This window comes from Curtobacterium caseinilyticum, from assembly GCF_030363035.1.
GTDB classification, from domain to species: Bacteria; Actinomycetota; Actinomycetes; order Actinomycetales; family Microbacteriaceae; genus Curtobacterium; species Curtobacterium caseinilyticum.
Map to the genome: position 1 here is coordinate 141,516 of NZ_JAUCMN010000006.1, position 16,348 is coordinate 157,863.

The window sequence follows — 16,348 nt, forward strand, 5'->3', positions numbered from 1 at the left end:
AGGAAGCGCATCACCACCGATGCCCACGCACACAGGAGGAACACGATGTCCCAGTCGACGCGGTCCGGCAGCAAGCACGCCATCCGACTCACCACCGACGAGGCCGAGGTGCGCGACGCGCTCCTCGCCCACACCGAGTACGGGGCGGCGTCCGCCGCCCACGACCTCGACGGCTCCGAGGAACCGACGACCAGGGGCTGATCCCGCGGGCAGGAGCCGGCCGGGAGGCACGGGCCGGCTCCGTCCCGCCCGTCGCCACGTCCCGCGGTGCCGCGGGTGCAGCGCGGCACCCGTTCTGCGCACTGCGGTCAGCGCGCGACCGACTCGGGCTGCGTGCTGCGGTCAGCGCGCAGAGGTCTCAGCCTGCGTGCTGCCGTCAGCGCGCGGCAACCTCGGCCGGGTCGGTCCCGCCGAGCAGCTCCGCGCTGCCGACGATGGCCATGCCTGCCCCACGCAGGCGTCGGCGCTCCTGCGCGATCCAGGCGAGCAGGCGATCGTTGGTCCCCGCGACGTGCGCAGCGAGCAGGTCGGCCGCCCGGTCCGCCTCGCCGGCGCGCACGGCGTCGAGGATCGCGCTGTGCTCGTGCCAGGCGGCGTCGCGCGCCTCGGCGGTGCGCACCTCGATCCACCGGGTGCGCTCGAGCCGGGTCAACGCGTCGGCGATGGCGTCGGTCACGAAGCGGTTGCCACCGAGTGCGGCGAGGTCGAGGTGAAACGTCGAGCCCATGCGGATGCCCGCCTCGCGGTCCGGGGTGCCGCGGAGGCCGTCGAGGCGCGCACGGACCCCGTCGAGCTGTTCGGCGGACGCGCGCGCGACGGCGAGCCGAGCCGCAGCGGGCTCGAGGACGCCGCGGAGCTCAGCGAGCGACGCGATCTCGTCGAGGTCGATCGGGGTGACGGTCCACGAGCGCCCCTCGTGCAGGATGAGGCCCTCGCGTTCGAGCCGCGACAGGGCGGCACGGACCGGGGTCCGCGAGGCGTGGAACCGCCCCTCGAGCCCGCGCTCCGAGATCCGCTCGCCCGGGGCGATGTCGAGGGTCAGGATCGCCTCGCGCAGGTTGTCGTAGAGCTGGCTCGTCTGCGACACGGGCACGGCGTTCTCGGTCGTCTCGGTCACGGCGGACCAGCATAGTGCGGTTCGACGAGAGTTGGTATACCGTTGTGGTATACCAACTGCTTCCAGATCGGAACCACCGTGTCTGCACAGCGCGTCACCGCATCGCCGACCGTCGTCCCGGCCCGGGCGTGGACGATGCTCGCACTCGGCGTCGCCGCGCAGGCCGCGGGGACCCTCGTCGTCTCCGCGCCGGCGCTGCTCATCCCGCACCTCGTGGCGAGCGGGATGCCCTTCGCGTCCGCCGGGCTGTTCGCTGCCGCGCCGACGGTCGGCCTGGTCCTGACGCTCATCGCCTGGGGAGCCGTGACCGACCGGGTGGGCGAACGGGTCGTCATCGCCGGGGGACTCGCCCTGACGACGCTCACGGTGGTGGCTGCGTGGGCGACCGCGGGCGACCCGCTGCTGCTCGGCATCGCGTTCCTCGCGGCCGGTATGACGAGCGCGTCGACGAACGCGGCGAGCGGACGCGTGGTGGTCGGCTGGTTCCCGAAGGAGCGCCGCGGGCTGGCGATGGGCATCCGGCAGATGTCGCAACCACTCGGCGTGACGCTCGCCGCGGTGACCGTCCCGGTGCTCACCGAGTCGCAGGGCATCCGCACCGCACTCGTCCTGCCGTTCGCGCTGTGCGCCGTGCTCACCGTGCTGTGCGCCGCCGGCATCACCGACCCACCACGACCGGCGCCCACCGGAGCCGGCGCGACGACCCCGGGCAACCCGTACCGGTCGTCGGGGTTCCTGTGGCGGGTCCACGTGGTGTCGGTGCTGCTCGTCGTGCCGCAGTTCACGCTCTCCACGTACGGGCTGGTCTGGCTCGTGGGCCTCGGGTGGTCGACACCGGCGGCTGGACTCCTCGTCGGGATGTCGCAGTTCGTCGGCGCCGTCGGGCGGATCCTGGTGGGTGCGTGGAGCGACCGTGCGGGCTCGAGGGTCGGACCCCTCCGTGTCGTGGCGGTCGCGGCTGCCGTCGTCATGGGCGTGCTCGCGCTCGTCGACGTGGCGCACTGGGCCGCCGCAGCGGTGTTCCTCGTCGTCGCGACGAGCGTCACGGTGGCGGACAACGGTCTCGCTTACACGTCGGTGGCCGAGGCGGCGGGACCGTCCTGGTCCGGTCGGGCGCTCGGGGCGCAGAACACCGGGCAGTTCCTGGCGGCGAGCGCCGTCGGCCCGGGTGTCGGCGCGCTCGTCGGGCTGCTCGGCTTCGCGGCGTCGTTCGCGATCGTGGCCGCCCTGCCCCTGCTCGCGCTGCCGGTCGTCCCGCGCGCCGATCGCTCCCACGACTGACCCGGCCACGGGCTGAACCGGCCCGACCCGACCCGTTCAGCCCGCAAGACGCAACGTGGGCGACTCCTCGCAGCGGGATGTCGCTGCGAGGAGCCGCCCACGTGGCGTTTCGCGGAACGGACGGCAGGATCAGGCGGGGACGGTGGGGCCGACGGGCCAGCGCAGGAGCGCCGACGCGGGGGCACCGCTCGGCAGCGAGGCCGCGTTCACCAGGACGAGCTCGGCGTCGGTGAGGACGATCGCCCGGACGAGCGCGCAGACCGCCGGCACGTGCCCGAGCACCGTCGCCCCGGCCGCCTGCTCCGGAGCGGTCGCGACCCACGGTGCCGCGTCGAGCGCGAGCAACGAACGGTCGCCCAGGGCGCCCGCGTCGAGTGCGACGACCGCGGCCTGGGCCTGCTGCAGCGCCGACACCACCGCGCCGAGCCCGCTGACGCTCTCGTTGTCGCCGCGGCCCTCGTGCGTGCGGAGCAGGTCCTGCACGTCGTGCCGCCGCGACGCGAGGATCCGGGCGAGTGCCAGGTCGACGTGCTGCACGAGCGCCTTCTCCGACGCGTCGTCGGCACGCGGGTCGACCGCGACCTCGGTGACGAGCGCGCGGGTCGCCGTCGAGAGCTCACCGCGCAGGAGCTCCCGGGCGCGGATGTCTCCCGCGACGACGATGAGTCGCGGCGACGTCGCGCGGACGGCCTCCTCGATCGACGCGGCCACCTCGCCCGCGGTCTGCTTCCAGATCTCCTCGGTGTGCTGCTGCCAGTGCGGCTGCTTCCACCCGGCGCCGGACTTCGCCTTGTGCAGGGTGTCGGTGCGGCCCTGCACTCGCTGTTCGTCCTCGGCGGCACCACTCGGCGCGTGCCCGAGGCGGTAGCCGCGGAAGCCACCGCCCTCGCGGCCGACGGTGACGACCAGGAACGGCAGGTCGAACGGGCGGTGGGCGAGCAGGGGCAGCAGGTCGGGGACGGCCCCGGTGCCGATCGACTCCTGGCCGTGCAGGTGGCCGGGGAGCACCTCGCTCAGCACGAGGTCGTCGTCGCGCACGAGCACGTAGCGGGCGACCGGTGCCGGCACCCCCGGTTGCTCGACGAGCTCCTCCTCGATGATCTCGAGGGCGCGGGCCGATGACCCCTGCCCCTTGAGCGAGTCCGAGACCGTCCGTCGCTGCAGCGCGGCGATGCGCCGGGGGTCCTCACGGTTGCCCGAGGCGTCGACGTACGCCCAGGTCCAGGTACCGGGGGCCTGCAGCGCCTGGACGACCTCGGACTGCAGGGCGCTGGCCTCGCGGGTGGTCTGGGCCATCAGCGGCCCCCGTCCTCGTCGCTCTCGGTGGTGAAGACGGCGTCGGACCCGGAGCCGTCGGCGGTGGTGTCCGTCGTGTCGGGTCGCAGCGCCCCCTCGACCTCGCCGTCGTACCCGGACGCCGTCACGGTCTCGGCGTCGTCGGTGTCGTCCGGCACCGGCTCTGCCTGCCGGAACTCCTCGACGTGCGCGTTGCTGCCGTGGCCCTGCACGATGCTCTGCGCCTCGTGCGCGAGTTCGTCGTCGATCCGGGGTCCGTTCGTGCTGCTGCCTCGATCGGTCATGGGCTGTCCTCCCGTTCGTGCCGCCGACGGCGCTGTCGGGCCGCTCGCGGCTTCGGTGTTCTGCGTGCCGACCACGCTGCGCGCTCGGCGCTGGTGGCGCTCGGAGGTCAGAGCGAACACGCAGCCGAGTACGGACACGAGCACGAGCACGATCCGGTCACGGCCCCCTGTGAATCTTCGTGAACGCACAGCTTCGCTCGGCTTTGTGCTTTGCTGGCGGAGAACCCGATCCGACGACGAACCGGAGCTCAGGCAATGACGCCGACACCATCCCGACGTGTGATGACGAGAAGGAACCTGCTGGGCCTCGGGCTCGGCACGGCCGCGGCGGGGTTGCTCGCCGGCTGCGCCGTCCCGGGTTCGACGAACGTGAACAAGGCCCCGCTGGTCCCCGCCGCAGCGGGTGGCGCGACCGTCCAGCTGACCTACTGGGCCTGGCTCAAGGACCTGCAGAAGGTCTGCGACGTGTGGAACGCGAAGAACCCCCGCATCCAGGTCACCGCGAACTGGATCCCCGGCGGCAACGCCGGCGGGTACCAGAAGATGTACTCGGCGCTCGCGGCCGGCGGTGGTCCGGACATCGGGCAGGTCGAGTTCCGGCAGATCCCGGAGTTCATGCTCGCCAACGGCCTGGTCGACCTCGCCCGGTACGGCGCGAAGGACGTGCAGGACCGCTACGACGAGGCCGCGTGGTCGCAGGTCCAGTTCGTCGACGGCGTCTACGGGATCCCGCAGGACACCGGCCCGATGGGCTTCTACTACCAGACCGCGATCCTCGAGCAGGCCGGCGGCGAACCCCCGACGACGTGGGACGAGTGGCGCGACCTGGCCGACAAGGTCCGTGGCACGGGCAACGGCAACTACCTCGAGGTCTTCCCGGTGGCCGACGCCTCGCCGTTCGCCGCGTACGCGCAGCAGGCCGGCGCGCGCTGGTTCCGGACCGACGGCGACGCCTGGGTCGTCGACATGACCGATGACAAGACGATGATGGTCGCCGAGTTCTTCGACGGGGTCATCGACGACGAGCTCGTCGACACCAGCGCCGGCGCGTACTCCCCCGGCTGGTACGCCGCCGCGGCGAGCGGGAAGATTGCCGCGGTCACGAGCGCGAGCTGGGGCGACGCCCTCATCCAGTCCGTGCAGGGCGGCGAGGGCAAGTGGAAGGTCGCACCCATGCAGACGTGGGGTGGCACCGGGTACGGCTCGAGTTCGATCGGCGGCTCGACGGCCGCCGTGCTGGCGAACGCGAAGCACCCGGCGGAGGCGCTCGAGTTCATCACGTGGATGACCACCTCGAAGGAGGGCGTCGACGCGATGATCAAGTACTGCGGCATCGGGTGGTCACCCGCCGCGGACTACATCGGCAAGGCCCGCCAACAGCCGTCGGAGTGGTTCTCCGGCCAGAACTACAACGAGGAGGTCTTCGTCCCCTCGGCCCAGGAGCAGAACCTCGAGTGGTCGTGGTCCCCCGTGACCCAGTCGGCCTTCACGAGCCTGCAGAACCAGTTCCGCCGCAAGCTCACCGGTGGGCTCAAGCTCACCGACGCCGTCGAGCTCGCCCAGCGGGAGATCGTCCAGTCGTTCCGCGACAAGGGCCTGAGCGTGAGGACCGCACGATGACCGCCACCCAGGACCGCCCGACGACCGTCACCCGGCCGGGCACCGGCTTCCGCTCAAGCACCAAGGCCACGAGCGCCCAGAAGCGCGCCCCGTGGATCCTGCTCGCCCCGTTCCTGGCGCTGTTCGTGCTGACGTTCGTCATCCCGATCATCAGCGCGCTGTTCCAGAGCTTCACGACGGTCGACCGCGAGGGCCTGTTCGGCGAGGACGGCGTCACGGGCCGCTTCGCCGGCTTCGACAACTACGTGACCGCCCTGAACGACGCCGGCTTCGTCGCGTCGATCGGCCGCATGCTGCTCTTCGGCATCGTGCAGGTGCCGGTCATGATCATCGCCTGCACGATCCTGGCACTGCTGCTGGAGTCGGCGAGCGCCCGCTGGCCCGCGTTCTTCCGGGCCGTCTACTTCATGCCGTACGGCGTCCCGGGCGTCATCGCGACGATCCTCTGGTCGTTCCTGTACGTGCCCGGCCTGTCCCCGATCGTCGACCTGCTGCAGTCGGTGGGGCTGCAGCCGGACTTCCTCGGTGCGGACAGCGTGCTCTGGTCGATCGCGAACATCGTCACGTGGACGTACACCGGCTACAACATGCTCATCATCGTGGCGCAGCTGAAGTCGATCCCGGGCGAGGTCTACGAGGCCGCGAAGGTGGACGGCGCCAACGCGTTCCAGGTCGCATGGCGGATCCAGATCCCGCTCATCGCTCCGGCCCTGGTGCTCACGACGGTGTTCTCGATCATCGGCACGCTGCAGCTCTTCGCGGAGCCGCAGATCCTGTCGACGGTCGCACCGGCCATCGACACGGAGTACACGCCGAACTACGCCGCGTACACGAACGCGTTCGCCTTCAACGAGTACGGCGTCGCGAGCGCGCAGGCCGTGATCATCGCATTGGCCGCGTTCGTCCTGTCGTTCGCGTTCCTCGCGCTGACGAACCGCGCGCCGAAGCACGAGCGCGACCAGCGGAAGCGTGCCAAGCGCGACGGCCTGGAGGCGCGGCGTGCGCTCCAGGGGCGCGTCACCACCGGCGGCGGGTCGCGCACCGCGACCGGCTCGCGCACCGCGACCAGCGTCACGGACCGCAGCACGACCACCGGGGCCGCCACGGGCCTCCCGGCTGACCGCAAGGGGGCATGAAGCATGACCAGCGAGACCATCCAGGCGCCGGCGACGGCGAAGACCGCCGTGCCCGTCGACACCACGTCGATCACGGCGCACCAGCGTCGCAAGCTCGACCGCTCTCCCGGCTCACAGATCGTCGTGACGGGCATCCTCGTCATCGTCGCGATCTACTTCCTGGTGCCGCTGTACTGGGTCGTCATCGCCGCGACGAAGACGACGGGCGCGCTCTTCGCGACGAACGGGTTCTGGTTCGGCGGCGAGTTCGCCCTGTTCAGCAACATCCAGCAGGTGTTCTCGTACGACGGCGGGATCTTCGTCCGCTGGATCGCGAACAGCGTCCTGTACTCGGGTGTCGGCGCGGTCCTGGCGACGTACTTCGCGGCGGCGGGCGGCTACGCGCTCGCGAAGTACGAGTTCCGCGGCCGCCAGCTCGTGTTCGGCACGATCCTCGGCGGCGTGCTCGTGCCGGGGACCGCGACGGCGCTGCCGCTGTTCCTGCTCTTCTCGACGATGGGCCTGACCGACACGTACTGGAGCGTGCTCATCCCGAGCCTCGTCAGTCCGTTCGGGCTGTTCCTCTGCCGGGTGTACGCGGCGGCCTCGGTCGACACGGCACTGCTCGAGCAGGCCCGCATCGACGGGGCCGGCGAGATGCGGATCTTCCACAGCATCGTGCTGCGCCAGCTCACGCCCGCGCTCGTCACGGTGTTCCTGTTCCAGGTCGTCGGGATCTGGAACAACTTCTTCCTGCCGCTCATCATGCTGGCAGACCAGGAGCTGTACCCGATCACACTGGGACTGAACAACTGGCGGGCACAGGTCGATCGTCTGCCAGAGTTCTACCAGCTCACCACCGGCGGAGTGCTCGTCTCGGTCATCCCGCTCGTGATCGCGATCATCGTCCTGCAGCGCTTCTGGCGCGGGGGCCTCACGGAAGGATCGGTCAAGGGTTGACCATCGCTGCTCACTCGTCCTCCTCGCCCACGTCCACCACGCCCGATGCACTCGCGGCGCTCGCCTCGACGGCGCCCGGGTCCGACACCCGACTCGCGCCGCGGGCGTGGCTGCACACCGACGCCCCGTCCCTGTCGCTGAACGGGGAGTGGGACTTCTGGTGGTCGCCCGTCGCGGACGTCCCGGTGCCCGGGGTGTCCGCCGCGGAGGACGAGTGGGGCAGCATCCCCGTGCCGTCGCACTGGGTCCTGCACGGACACGGTGCGCCGAGCTACACGAACCTGCAGTACCCGTTCCCGATCGACCCGCCGCACCCGCCCGAGGAGAACCCCACCGGCGACCACCGGCGGACGTTCTCGCTGCCGGACTCGTTCGACGGCGCCGCCCGCGTGCTGCTGCGCTTCGACGGCGTCGAGTCGCACTTCCGGGTGTGGCTGAACGGGTCCCTCGTGGGCTGGTCGACGGGGTCGCGGCTCGCCACCGAGTTCGACGTGACGTCGCTGCTGCAGCCGGGCACCAACGAGCTGCTCGTCCGGGTGCACCAGTGGAGCGCCGCCTCGTACCTCGAGGACCAGGACCAGTGGTGGCTGCCGGGCATCTTCCGTGACGTCACGCTGCTCGCGCGGCCCGCCGCACCGATCGACGACGTGTTCGTGCGCGCCGGCTGGACGGCGACCCTCGGCGGCGCCGCGACCGCGGGCACCGCGGCCTCGGGACGGCCCGAGACCGGTACGGGCACGATCACGTTCCCGACGCTCGACGCCGTGTTCCCGGTGCGCTTCGCCGTGCCCGAGGCCGGGGTCGACGTCGTGTGGGCGTCCGCCGACGACGTCGCGCCGATCACGGTCGAGGGCGTCGAACCCTGGAGCGCGGAGGTGCCGAAGCTGTACGACGCCACCGTGGCCTCCGACGGCGAGACCGTCTCGCTCCGGCTCGGCTTCCGCACGGTGGCGATCGTCGGCGATCGCTTCCTGGTCAACGGCGAGCGGGTCGTGTTCCACGGCGTGAACCGGCACGAGACCCACCCCGTCCGGGGCCGGGTGTTCGACGAGGAGCACGCCCGCGCGGACATGGCGCTGATGAAGCGGAACAACGTCAACGCGATCCGCACCTCGCACTACCCGCCGCACCCCCGCGTGCTCGACCTCGCCGACGAGCTCGGGTTCTGGGTGGTCCTGGAGTGCGACCTCGAGACCCACGGGTTCCTGTTCACCGACTGGGTCGGCAACCCCTCGGACGACCCGGCCTGGCGCGACGCCTACCTCGACCGGATGGCCCGGACCGTCGAGCGCGACAAGAACCACGCGTCGATCGTGATGTGGTCGCTCGGCAACGAGTCCGGCACCGGCCGGAACCTGGCCGCGATGGCGCAGTGGGTGCACGACCGCGACGACGAACGCCCCGTGCACTACGAGGGCGACTACACCGGCGCCTACACCGACGTGTACTCGCGGATGTACCCGACGCTGCAGGAGACCGAGTCGATCGGTGGTGGGCCGGAGACCCCGCTGCTCGAGTGCGGTCCGGCCGAGGCAGCGCGTCAGCGCTCGAAGCCGTTCCTGCACTGCGAGTACGTGCACGCGATGGGCAACGGCCCCGGACAGATCGCCGAGTACGAGGCCCTGGTCGACAAGTACCCGCGGTTGCACGGCGGGTTCGTTTGGGAGTGGCGGGACCACGGGTTGCTCGCGCAGACCGCCGACGGGCAGGACTACTTCGCGTACGGCGGTGACTTCGGCGAGGTGGTGCACGACGGCAACTTCGTGATGGACGGCCTCGTGCTGCCCGACGACACCCCGACCCCGGGCCTGGCGGAGTTCGCCGCGGTGGTCGCCCCGATCCGGTTCTCGCTCTCGGACACGACCGTGCTCGTCGAGAACCGGTACCACTCCGCATCGACGGCGGGGCTGCGGTTCTGCTGGACCCTCGCGCGGAACGGCGTCGTCGAGGCGAGCGGGCGGTTCACCCCCGGTGTGGTCGCGGCCCGGCAGTCGGCCACGGTCCCGGTGCCCGACGAGGTGCTCGCGGCCGCCGCGGACGCCGCGTCCCTGGTCCCCGGTGACGAGCTGTGGCTCGACGTGACGGCGGAGCTGGCGGGGCCGACCGCGTGGGCGGACACCGGCCACGTCGTCGCACGCACGCAGCGGCTCGTGGCGAGCCGCGCGGCGGACGTGCCCAGGGCCTCCCGGCAGGGCTGGGACGGCGACCGTCTCGGCGAGGGGACCTTCACCGCCCGCGGTGACCTGGTGTCCTGGAAGGGGCACGAGGTCGCGGGGCCGCGGCTCGAGCTGTGGCGTGCGCCGACGGACAACGACAGCCTGGCCTCGCAGGGCGGGTACGAGACGGCCGATCCGGTGCTGACGAAGGGCGTCGGCGACCCGGACGCTCCGGCGTCCGCGGTCCGCTGGCGTGAGCGTGGGCTCGACCGGCTGACCCACCGACTGGTGTCCGTCGACCGGACCGCGCACGGCCTCGAGCAGCGCATCCGGGTCGCGGCGGCGAACAGCGGGTGGGGCGTCGACGTCACGCACCGCTGGACGCTCACCGACGACGGGCTGCTGCTGCAGACCGACGCGGTGCCGTTCGGGGCGTGGGACGTCACCTGGCCGCGGATCGGCGTGCGGTTCGACCTGCCGGCGTCGCTGCTCGACGACACCGCGGAGTGGTTCGGGACCGGGCCGGCGGAGTCCTACGCGGACTCGTCGCACGCCGCTCGGGTCGGCCGCTTCTCCGCCCCGGTGCGCTCGCTGACCGTGGACTACTCGATGCCGCAGGAGACCGGCCATCGTCCCGGGCTGCGGACGCTCGCGGTGGGTCCGTTCACGGTGTCGACCGTCGGGGCGCACCGGGCGGGCTTCACGCTCTCACCGTGGACCGCGCAGCAGCTCGCGCAGGCGATGCACCCGTACGAGCTGCCGACGCCGGACCACACGTACCTGTACCTCGATGCGGCGCAGCACGGGCTCGGGTCGCGGGCGTGCGGGCTCGACGTGCTGCCGGAGCACCAGCTGTGGCCGCAGGCGTTCTCGTGGAGCGTGGTGCTCGGGTAGGGCACGGGGCGGCGCGGGCGAGGAGCTCCCGCGCCGAACCAGGTTCCGGACACGACACCGCGTTCTTCCGTGGTGCTGTGTCCGGAACCTGGTTCCGCAGGTGCAGGGCGAGCCCGAGCCGCCGCGCTACTCGCCGGCGGAGAGCGCGCGGAGCGCCTCGGGGTCGCTCTGGTCGAGGAAGTCCGTCAGGCGCTCCGGCTCGCCCGGCTCGTCGATCGCCTCGGCCGCGCGGCGCAGGGCGAACAGCGCCCGGAGCACGCCCCGGTTCGGCTCGTGCGACCACGGCACCGGCCCGGCACCGCGCCAGCCCGCCTTCCGCAGCGCGTCGAGTCCGCGGTGGTAGCCCACGCGGGCGTACGCGTAGGACTCGAGGGTCGCCCCGCGCTCCCAGGCCTCGTCGGCGAGCAGAGCCCACGCCAGGCTCGAGGACGGGTGCGACACGACGACGCTCGACACGGGAGCGTCGGCGGCGAGCGCGGCGGTCACCTCCGGCTCCTCGGGCAGCAGGGTCGCGGGGTTCGCGGTCGGGTCGGGCAGCAGGTTCTCCGGCATGCCCCCAGCCTGTCACCTCTTGCCCCGACGCTGCACCAGGGCTAGCGTGGCAGCACCTCGTCGTCATCGCGGGGCTGCCGGGGCGGGAGACCGACCGGCGGCACGGGTGGCGGTCACGGGGGTCCCCGACGGAAGAGCCGCATTGCTGTCGATCACCGGTACCGCGCAGTCCTCGCGCTGACACCGTGATCGTCGCGCCCCGTCGGGCGCCCTGGTCGTCGCGCCCCCTCGGGTGCTCCCCCTGTCGTGCCGTCGGCGCGTCGAGCGGGATCGGTGTCGTGCGCCCAGCTCACGATCCCGGAGGCACCCCCATGCCCGCAACACCGTCCGTCGTCCTGCACGACCTCACCTTCACCTGGCCCGACGGCTCCGTCGCGCTCGACCACCTGACCACCGCCTTCGGCCGTGGCCGCACCGGCCTGGTCGGGAGGAACGGGGCCGGCAAGTCCACGTTGGTCCGGCTCGTCACAGGTCAGCTCCACCCCACGTCCGGTTCCGTCCGCACCACCGGCCCCGTCGACCACCTGCCCCAGCGGCTCGTCACCCGTCCGGACGACACCGTCGCCGACCTGCTCGGCGTCGGCGCGGCCCTGACGGCGCTGCGCGCGATCCTCGGCGGCGACCCCGCACCCGAGCACTTCGACACGATCGGCGACGACTGGGACGTCGAGGAACGGGCAGCCGCCGCACTCGCAGACGTCGCGGCCCTCGACGGCGTCGACCTCGACCGACCGGTGGGGACGCTCTCCGGCGGGCAGGCGGTGCTCGCGGCGGTCGCCGGCATCCGGCTGCGCGGGCGTCCGATCGCCCTGCTCGACGAGCCGACGAACAACCTCGACCGCCGGTCCCGGGCAGCCCTGCTCGACCTGGTCGACACGTGGCGCGGGACCCTCGTCGTCGTGAGCCACGACCGGGAGTTGCTCGAGCACGTCGACGAGACCGTCGAGCTCCGCAGCGGATCGGCCACGGTGTTCGGGGGGACGTTCAGTGCGTACGAGGAGCACCTCGCCGTGCAGCAGGCAGCCGTCGCCCGCGAGGTCCGGGTCGCCGAGCAGCGACACCGCGCCGAACAGCGGCAGCGCATCGAGGCCGAGACGAAGATCGCCCGACGGGCCCGGGCCGGGCGCGAGGCCGCTCGGTCCGTGCCGAAGATCCTGGCGAACGAGCAGCGGAAACAGGCGGAGCAGACCGCCGGGCGGCTCCGGGCGGCGCACGGCTCGGCCGAGGAGCAGGCGCGGTCCGCGGTGCGGGAGGCCGAGCTGCGACTCCGCGACGACGAGTCCCTGCACGTCGCGCTGCCCGACCCGGACGTCCCCGCGTCACGGCGGATCGCGACGATCACGGTCCGGGGCCGGGACACGGTCATCGAGGGTCCGGAGCGTCTCGCCGTGGTCGGGGACAACGGTGTCGGCAAGACGACGCTGCTCGAGCAGCTCGTCGGCGGCGCGGCTGCCCGCGAGCACCCGCTGCCCGACACCGCAGCGGTCTCGCACGTCGACCGGTCCGGCTACCTCGCGCAGCGGCGGGACGGGCTCGACGACGACGCCTCGGTCCTCGTGAACGTCCGGCGGACCGCGCCGCACGTGCCCGACGCCGAGCTGCGCAACCGGCTGGCTCGGCTGCTCGTGCGTGGCGACACCGTCGGTCGACCTGTCGGGTCGTTGTCGGGCGGGGAGCGCTTCCGGGTCGCTCTCGCCGCCCTCGTGCTCGCCGATCCGCCGCCGCAGCTCCTGGTGCTCGACGAGCCGACGAACGACCTCGACCTGACGAGCGTCGACCAGCTCGTCGACGCGCTGCGGGCGTACCGGGGAGCCCTCGTCGTGGTGAGCCACGACGAGGCGTTCCTCGAGCGGCTCGACCTGACGGATCGGATCGAGTTGCGGCCTGATCAGGAGTCGCCGTTTATACAAGCGGTTGTATAGTACTGGGACCAGAAGAGCGGAGCACATCATGACCGTGACGACCATCGATCTCGATCCGGACGTCCTCGACATCGCCAAGTCGCTCACGGGAGCGCGGACCAACCGAGACGTCGTGACACGCGCACTGCAGACGCTGATCGCCGTCCGCCGTCAGCCAGCAGCCGTGGAGCGCATCCTCGGCCGCACGTTCACCGACGAGCAGACGCACGCGCCCGTCGTGCACTACCGCTCGCCCGGCGTCCCCGCTGACGACGCGTGACGGCGTTCATCGTCGACAACTCCGTCTGGTGGAAGGCGGCACGGTTCCCGGCGATGACGCGGCGGTTGCAGGAGATCGCTGCACGGGACCTGATCCTGGCCTGCCCGCCACAGGTGCTCGAGTACTGCTTCTCCGCGCGCGATGCGGACGAGCACGCCGCGTTCCGGGAGGACATGGCGCAGTGGCTCCCTGCCGATGAACACCCCGGCGTCGATGACGTCCTCGCCATCCAGACGGCTCTCTGGGCGGGCGGCTACGTCCGTGGCGCGGGGACCGTCGATGTGCAGATCGCCGCGTACGCGATTGCCAACGCGGCCGTGGTGCTCACCGCCGATCACGACTTCGACCACATCGCCGCGGTCGTCCCGTCCTTCGCACACGAGTACCTCCCCGAGGCCTGACAGCCCGGCCGCTCGACCAGGGGCCGAGGGCGCACCCGGCCGCTCGCCCGGGGTCAGCGCTTCCGGGTCGGCCGGATGGCGAGCGACTCGATCGTGCCGCGCTCCGGCAGGTCGACGACGGTCCGCACGGCCGCAGCGACGTCCTCGGGCGCCAGGTAGTACGCGGTGTCGTAGTCCTCGCCGAGCTTCTCGGTCAGGGCACGCTGCATGTCCGAGTCGGTCCGGCCGGGGTGCACGCTCGACACCCGGACGCCGTTCGCCCGCTCCTCTTCACGCAGGGCGTCGGCGAAGGCCCGGAGCGCGAACTTCGACGCCGCGTAGACCCCGCCACCGGGGCCCGCCGTGAACCCGGAGCCACTGTTGATCGGCACGACGATGCCGCGCGCCGCTCGGAGCGCAGGGAGCGCCAGGCGGGTGAGCTCGGCGACGGCGAAGACGTTCGTCGCGAACACCTGCTCCCAGACCTCGCGCGACGTGTCGGCGATCCGGGTGCCCTGCTCGACCCCGGCGCTGTGCACGAGGACGTCGAGCCGGCCGGGCAGCGCGGGCACGTCGCCGGCACCGAGGTCCCCGACGAACGGCGCCGCGCTCGGCAGCTCGGCGACGAGTTCGTCGACCGCCGCTGCCGTCCGCCCACCGACGAGCACGTGGTGCGTCCGGCCGAGGTCGAGCGCGATCGCCCGACCGATCCCCCGGGTCGCCCCGGTGACGAGTGCGGTCGGACGGGCGGCGGCAGGTGCGGTGTCGGTCATGCGTCCCACCCTACGGAGCCGGCGAGGCGGGGCGGCACCGCGCCTCCAGGCTGTGGACGAGCGCCGGTCACGGCCGCGCCGGTGCAGGACCGGCGCGCGCCGCGCCGGACCCGTCAGTCCTTCGTGCGACCGGCGCTCTCGCGGATCTTGATCCCCTCGAGCACGTCCTGCGCGTGCTTCTCGTCCTGCTTCTCGATCTGGCGGGTGTCGCGCTCGGGGAGCTGGATGTCCTCCTCGGCGCGGATGCCGGCCTGCAGCTGGCGTCCGCGCTCGAGCTCGGCGTCGAACTCCGCGCCGAACAGCAGCGCGTTGTTCGTGATCCAGATCCACAGCAGGAAGACGATGACACCACCGAGGGAGCCGTACGTGGCGTTGTAGTTCGAGAAGTTGCCGACGTAGAAGCCGAACCCGACGCTCGCGATGATCCAGATGCCGATGCCGACCAGGGCACCGCCGCTGACCCACTTGAACTTCGACTGGCGGACGTTCGGCGCCCAGTAGTAGAGCACCGCGACGATGACGATCATCACCGCGAGCAGGATCGGCCACTGCACGATCGACACCACGAGGGCCGCGACGTCGCCGAGCCCGATGACGTCGCCGAAGGCCCGGGCGAGTGGTCCGGAGACGAGCACGAGCAGACCGACGACGAGCAGCACGACCGTGAACACCGTGACGCCGAGCATCGTCGGGCGGAGCTTCCAGATCGGTCGGCCCTCGCGGACGTTGTAGATGCGGTTCATCGCGCGGCCGAAGGCACCGACGTAGCCGGAGGCCGACCACAGCGCACCGAGCACACCGACGATGAACGTGATCGGCGCCGCGGGCGAGCGGACGAGGCCCTCGACCGGGCTCCGGAGCAGGTCCGCGACCTGGCCGCCCCCGACGTTCGTGATGACCTCGAGCAGGCTGTCGATCGTGTCCTTCGGGTTCGACACGAGCCCGAGGATCGACACCACGGCCAGCAGCCCGGGGAAGAGCGCGAGCACCGTGTAGTACGTCAGGCTCGCCGCCAGGTCGGTGCACTGGTCGCTCGAGAACTCGCGGAGCGTCTTCTTGAGCGTGTACGTGAACGACGGCTTGGTGAGGTCCGTCGGGCTGTCCGGCTTCCGGGGGTCGTCGGGCGACGGCTTGTGCTGCATGTCCTGCTGGAGGTCCTGCTCCTTGCGCGCCATCGTCTAGCCCTTCGCCTTCGCCGCGGCCTTCGCCGCTGCCTTCGACCGCTTCGCGGCCTGCTTGCGGTTCTTGGTCGCCCGACGCTGCACGGCAGCGATGCCCGCGCGCTGCTTCACCCGGTTCTTGTGCACCGGGTCGCGCTCGAGGGACTCCTCGGCCGCCTTGCGGCGGGCCTTCCGACCTTTGCGCCCGTCCTTCGCCTGGTCGGCGTCGAACCCGCCCCGAGCGCCGAACGGCAGCAGCGCGGTGAACGCCGTCGAGGCAGCGGGGCGGTCCAGGTGCCCGGCGTCCGTCCGGCCGATGCGCGTGCCGAGGACGATCGCCGCGATCCCGGCCGCCGCGGTGACGCCCATCGCCACGAGCGGGGTGGGGTCGCGGTGCCAGCGCTGCCGGGTCTTCGCGACCGCGAGCCGGGCGCGAGCAGGAACGTCCGAGCGCCGCTTGATCTCGGTGACGCTGTCGGTCAGGCGTTCGCGCGTGCGCACGTTCGCGAGCTCCAGCTCGGGGATGCTGTCCTTGGCCATGTGTCGTGCCTACCAGGATCGGTCCGGTACCGCCTCCAG

The 16,348-nt window shown here is 72.1% G+C and carries 16 protein-coding genes; 9 read left to right on the top strand and 7 right to left on the bottom strand.

What is annotated here, in order from left to right:
- Positions 1 to 45: 45 nt before the first annotated feature.
- On the top strand, positions 46 to 201 hold the full coding sequence (locus tag QUG93_RS10150) for a hypothetical protein (RefSeq protein ID WP_289473784.1): 156 nt from the start codon (positions 46 to 48) through the stop codon (positions 199 to 201).
- A gap of 175 nt (positions 202 to 376) precedes the next feature.
- Here the strand turns inward: QUG93_RS10150 and QUG93_RS10155 are convergent, their stop codons facing one another.
- Positions 377 to 1,117, bottom strand: a complete 741-nt coding sequence (locus tag QUG93_RS10155; RefSeq protein ID WP_289473785.1) for a GntR family transcriptional regulator — start codon at positions 1,115 to 1,117, stop codon at positions 377 to 379.
- 78 nt (positions 1,118 to 1,195) lie between these two features.
- Between QUG93_RS10155 and QUG93_RS10160 the strand changes: the two genes are divergently transcribed.
- Positions 1,196 to 2,398: an MFS transporter gene (locus QUG93_RS10160; RefSeq protein WP_434533101.1), complete on the top strand. Its 1,203-nt coding sequence runs from the start codon at positions 1,196 to 1,198 to the stop codon at positions 2,396 to 2,398.
- 129 nt (positions 2,399 to 2,527) lie between these two features.
- On the opposite strand, the gene QUG93_RS10165 is transcribed toward QUG93_RS10160, so the two are convergent.
- Both QUG93_RS10165 and QUG93_RS10170 read right to left on the bottom strand, forming a co-directional pair.
- Positions 2,528 to 3,694, bottom strand: coding sequence for a baeRF2 domain-containing protein (locus tag QUG93_RS10165; protein ID WP_289473786.1), 1,167 nt, complete (start codon positions 3,692 to 3,694; stop codon positions 2,528 to 2,530).
- On the bottom strand, positions 3,694 to 3,978 hold the full coding sequence (locus QUG93_RS10170) for a hypothetical protein (RefSeq protein ID WP_289473787.1): 285 nt from the start codon (positions 3,976 to 3,978) through the stop codon (positions 3,694 to 3,696). The genes QUG93_RS10165 and QUG93_RS10170 overlap by 1 nt, the downstream gene beginning before the upstream one ends.
- Positions 3,979 to 4,260: 282 nt before the next feature.
- On the opposite strand from QUG93_RS10170, the gene QUG93_RS10175 reads away from it, so the two are divergent.
- The 4 genes from QUG93_RS10175 to QUG93_RS10190 are packed head-to-tail and all read left to right on the top strand — an operon-like array spanning position 4,261 to position 10,723.
- Positions 4,261 to 5,598 (top strand): ABC transporter substrate-binding protein, encoded by a 1,338-nt coding sequence (locus QUG93_RS10175; RefSeq protein ID WP_289473788.1) that lies wholly within the window; start codon positions 4,261 to 4,263, stop codon positions 5,596 to 5,598.
- Complete coding sequence (locus QUG93_RS10180; RefSeq protein ID WP_289473789.1) at positions 5,595 to 6,734, top strand: carbohydrate ABC transporter permease; 1,140 nt, start codon at positions 5,595 to 5,597, stop codon at positions 6,732 to 6,734. Before QUG93_RS10175 ends, QUG93_RS10180 begins: the two co-directional genes overlap by 4 nt.
- A 3-nt stretch (positions 6,735 to 6,737) precedes the next feature.
- Positions 6,738 to 7,673, top strand: a complete 936-nt coding sequence (locus QUG93_RS10185) for a carbohydrate ABC transporter permease (protein WP_289473790.1) — start codon at positions 6,738 to 6,740, stop codon at positions 7,671 to 7,673.
- A gap of 2 nt (positions 7,674 to 7,675) precedes the next feature.
- Positions 7,676 to 10,723: a glycoside hydrolase family 2 TIM barrel-domain containing protein gene (locus tag QUG93_RS10190; RefSeq protein ID WP_434533103.1), complete on the top strand. Its 3,048-nt coding sequence runs from the start codon at positions 7,676 to 7,678 to the stop codon at positions 10,721 to 10,723.
- Positions 10,724 to 10,849: 126 nt separating this feature from the next.
- On the opposite strand, the gene QUG93_RS10195 is transcribed toward QUG93_RS10190, so the two are convergent.
- On the bottom strand, positions 10,850 to 11,275 hold the full coding sequence (locus tag QUG93_RS10195; protein ID WP_289473791.1) for a DUF3151 domain-containing protein: 426 nt from the start codon (positions 11,273 to 11,275) through the stop codon (positions 10,850 to 10,852).
- A 311-nt stretch (positions 11,276 to 11,586) separates the two neighbouring features.
- Between QUG93_RS10195 and QUG93_RS10200 the strand changes: the two genes are divergently transcribed.
- Genes QUG93_RS10200 through QUG93_RS10210 form a run of 3 tightly spaced genes read left to right on the top strand, consistent with a single transcriptional unit; the run spans position 11,587 to position 13,857 of the window.
- On the top strand, positions 11,587 to 13,197 hold the full coding sequence (locus QUG93_RS10200) for an ABC-F family ATP-binding cassette domain-containing protein (RefSeq protein ID WP_289473792.1): 1,611 nt from the start codon (positions 11,587 to 11,589) through the stop codon (positions 13,195 to 13,197).
- 28 nt (positions 13,198 to 13,225) lie between these two features.
- Positions 13,226 to 13,456 (top strand): type II toxin-antitoxin system VapB family antitoxin, encoded by a 231-nt coding sequence (locus QUG93_RS10205; RefSeq protein ID WP_289473793.1) that lies wholly within the window; start codon positions 13,226 to 13,228, stop codon positions 13,454 to 13,456.
- Complete coding sequence (locus QUG93_RS10210) at positions 13,453 to 13,857, top strand: PIN domain-containing protein (protein WP_289473794.1); 405 nt, start codon at positions 13,453 to 13,455, stop codon at positions 13,855 to 13,857. The genes QUG93_RS10205 and QUG93_RS10210 overlap by 4 nt, the downstream gene beginning before the upstream one ends.
- A gap of 53 nt (positions 13,858 to 13,910) precedes the next feature.
- Here QUG93_RS10210 and QUG93_RS10215 read toward each other — a convergent pair whose 3' ends face one another.
- From QUG93_RS10215 to QUG93_RS10225, 3 genes are all read right to left on the bottom strand, one after another.
- Complete coding sequence (locus QUG93_RS10215; protein WP_289473795.1) at positions 13,911 to 14,609, bottom strand: SDR family oxidoreductase; 699 nt, start codon at positions 14,607 to 14,609, stop codon at positions 13,911 to 13,913.
- Positions 14,610 to 14,722: 113 nt separating this feature from the next.
- Positions 14,723 to 15,784: a YihY/virulence factor BrkB family protein gene (locus QUG93_RS10220; RefSeq protein WP_289473796.1), complete on the bottom strand. Its 1,062-nt coding sequence runs from the start codon at positions 15,782 to 15,784 to the stop codon at positions 14,723 to 14,725.
- 3 nt (positions 15,785 to 15,787) lie between these two features.
- Complete coding sequence (locus QUG93_RS10225) at positions 15,788 to 16,309, bottom strand: hypothetical protein (RefSeq protein ID WP_289473797.1); 522 nt, start codon at positions 16,307 to 16,309, stop codon at positions 15,788 to 15,790.
- Between the last annotated feature and the right edge of the window lie 39 nt (positions 16,310 to 16,348).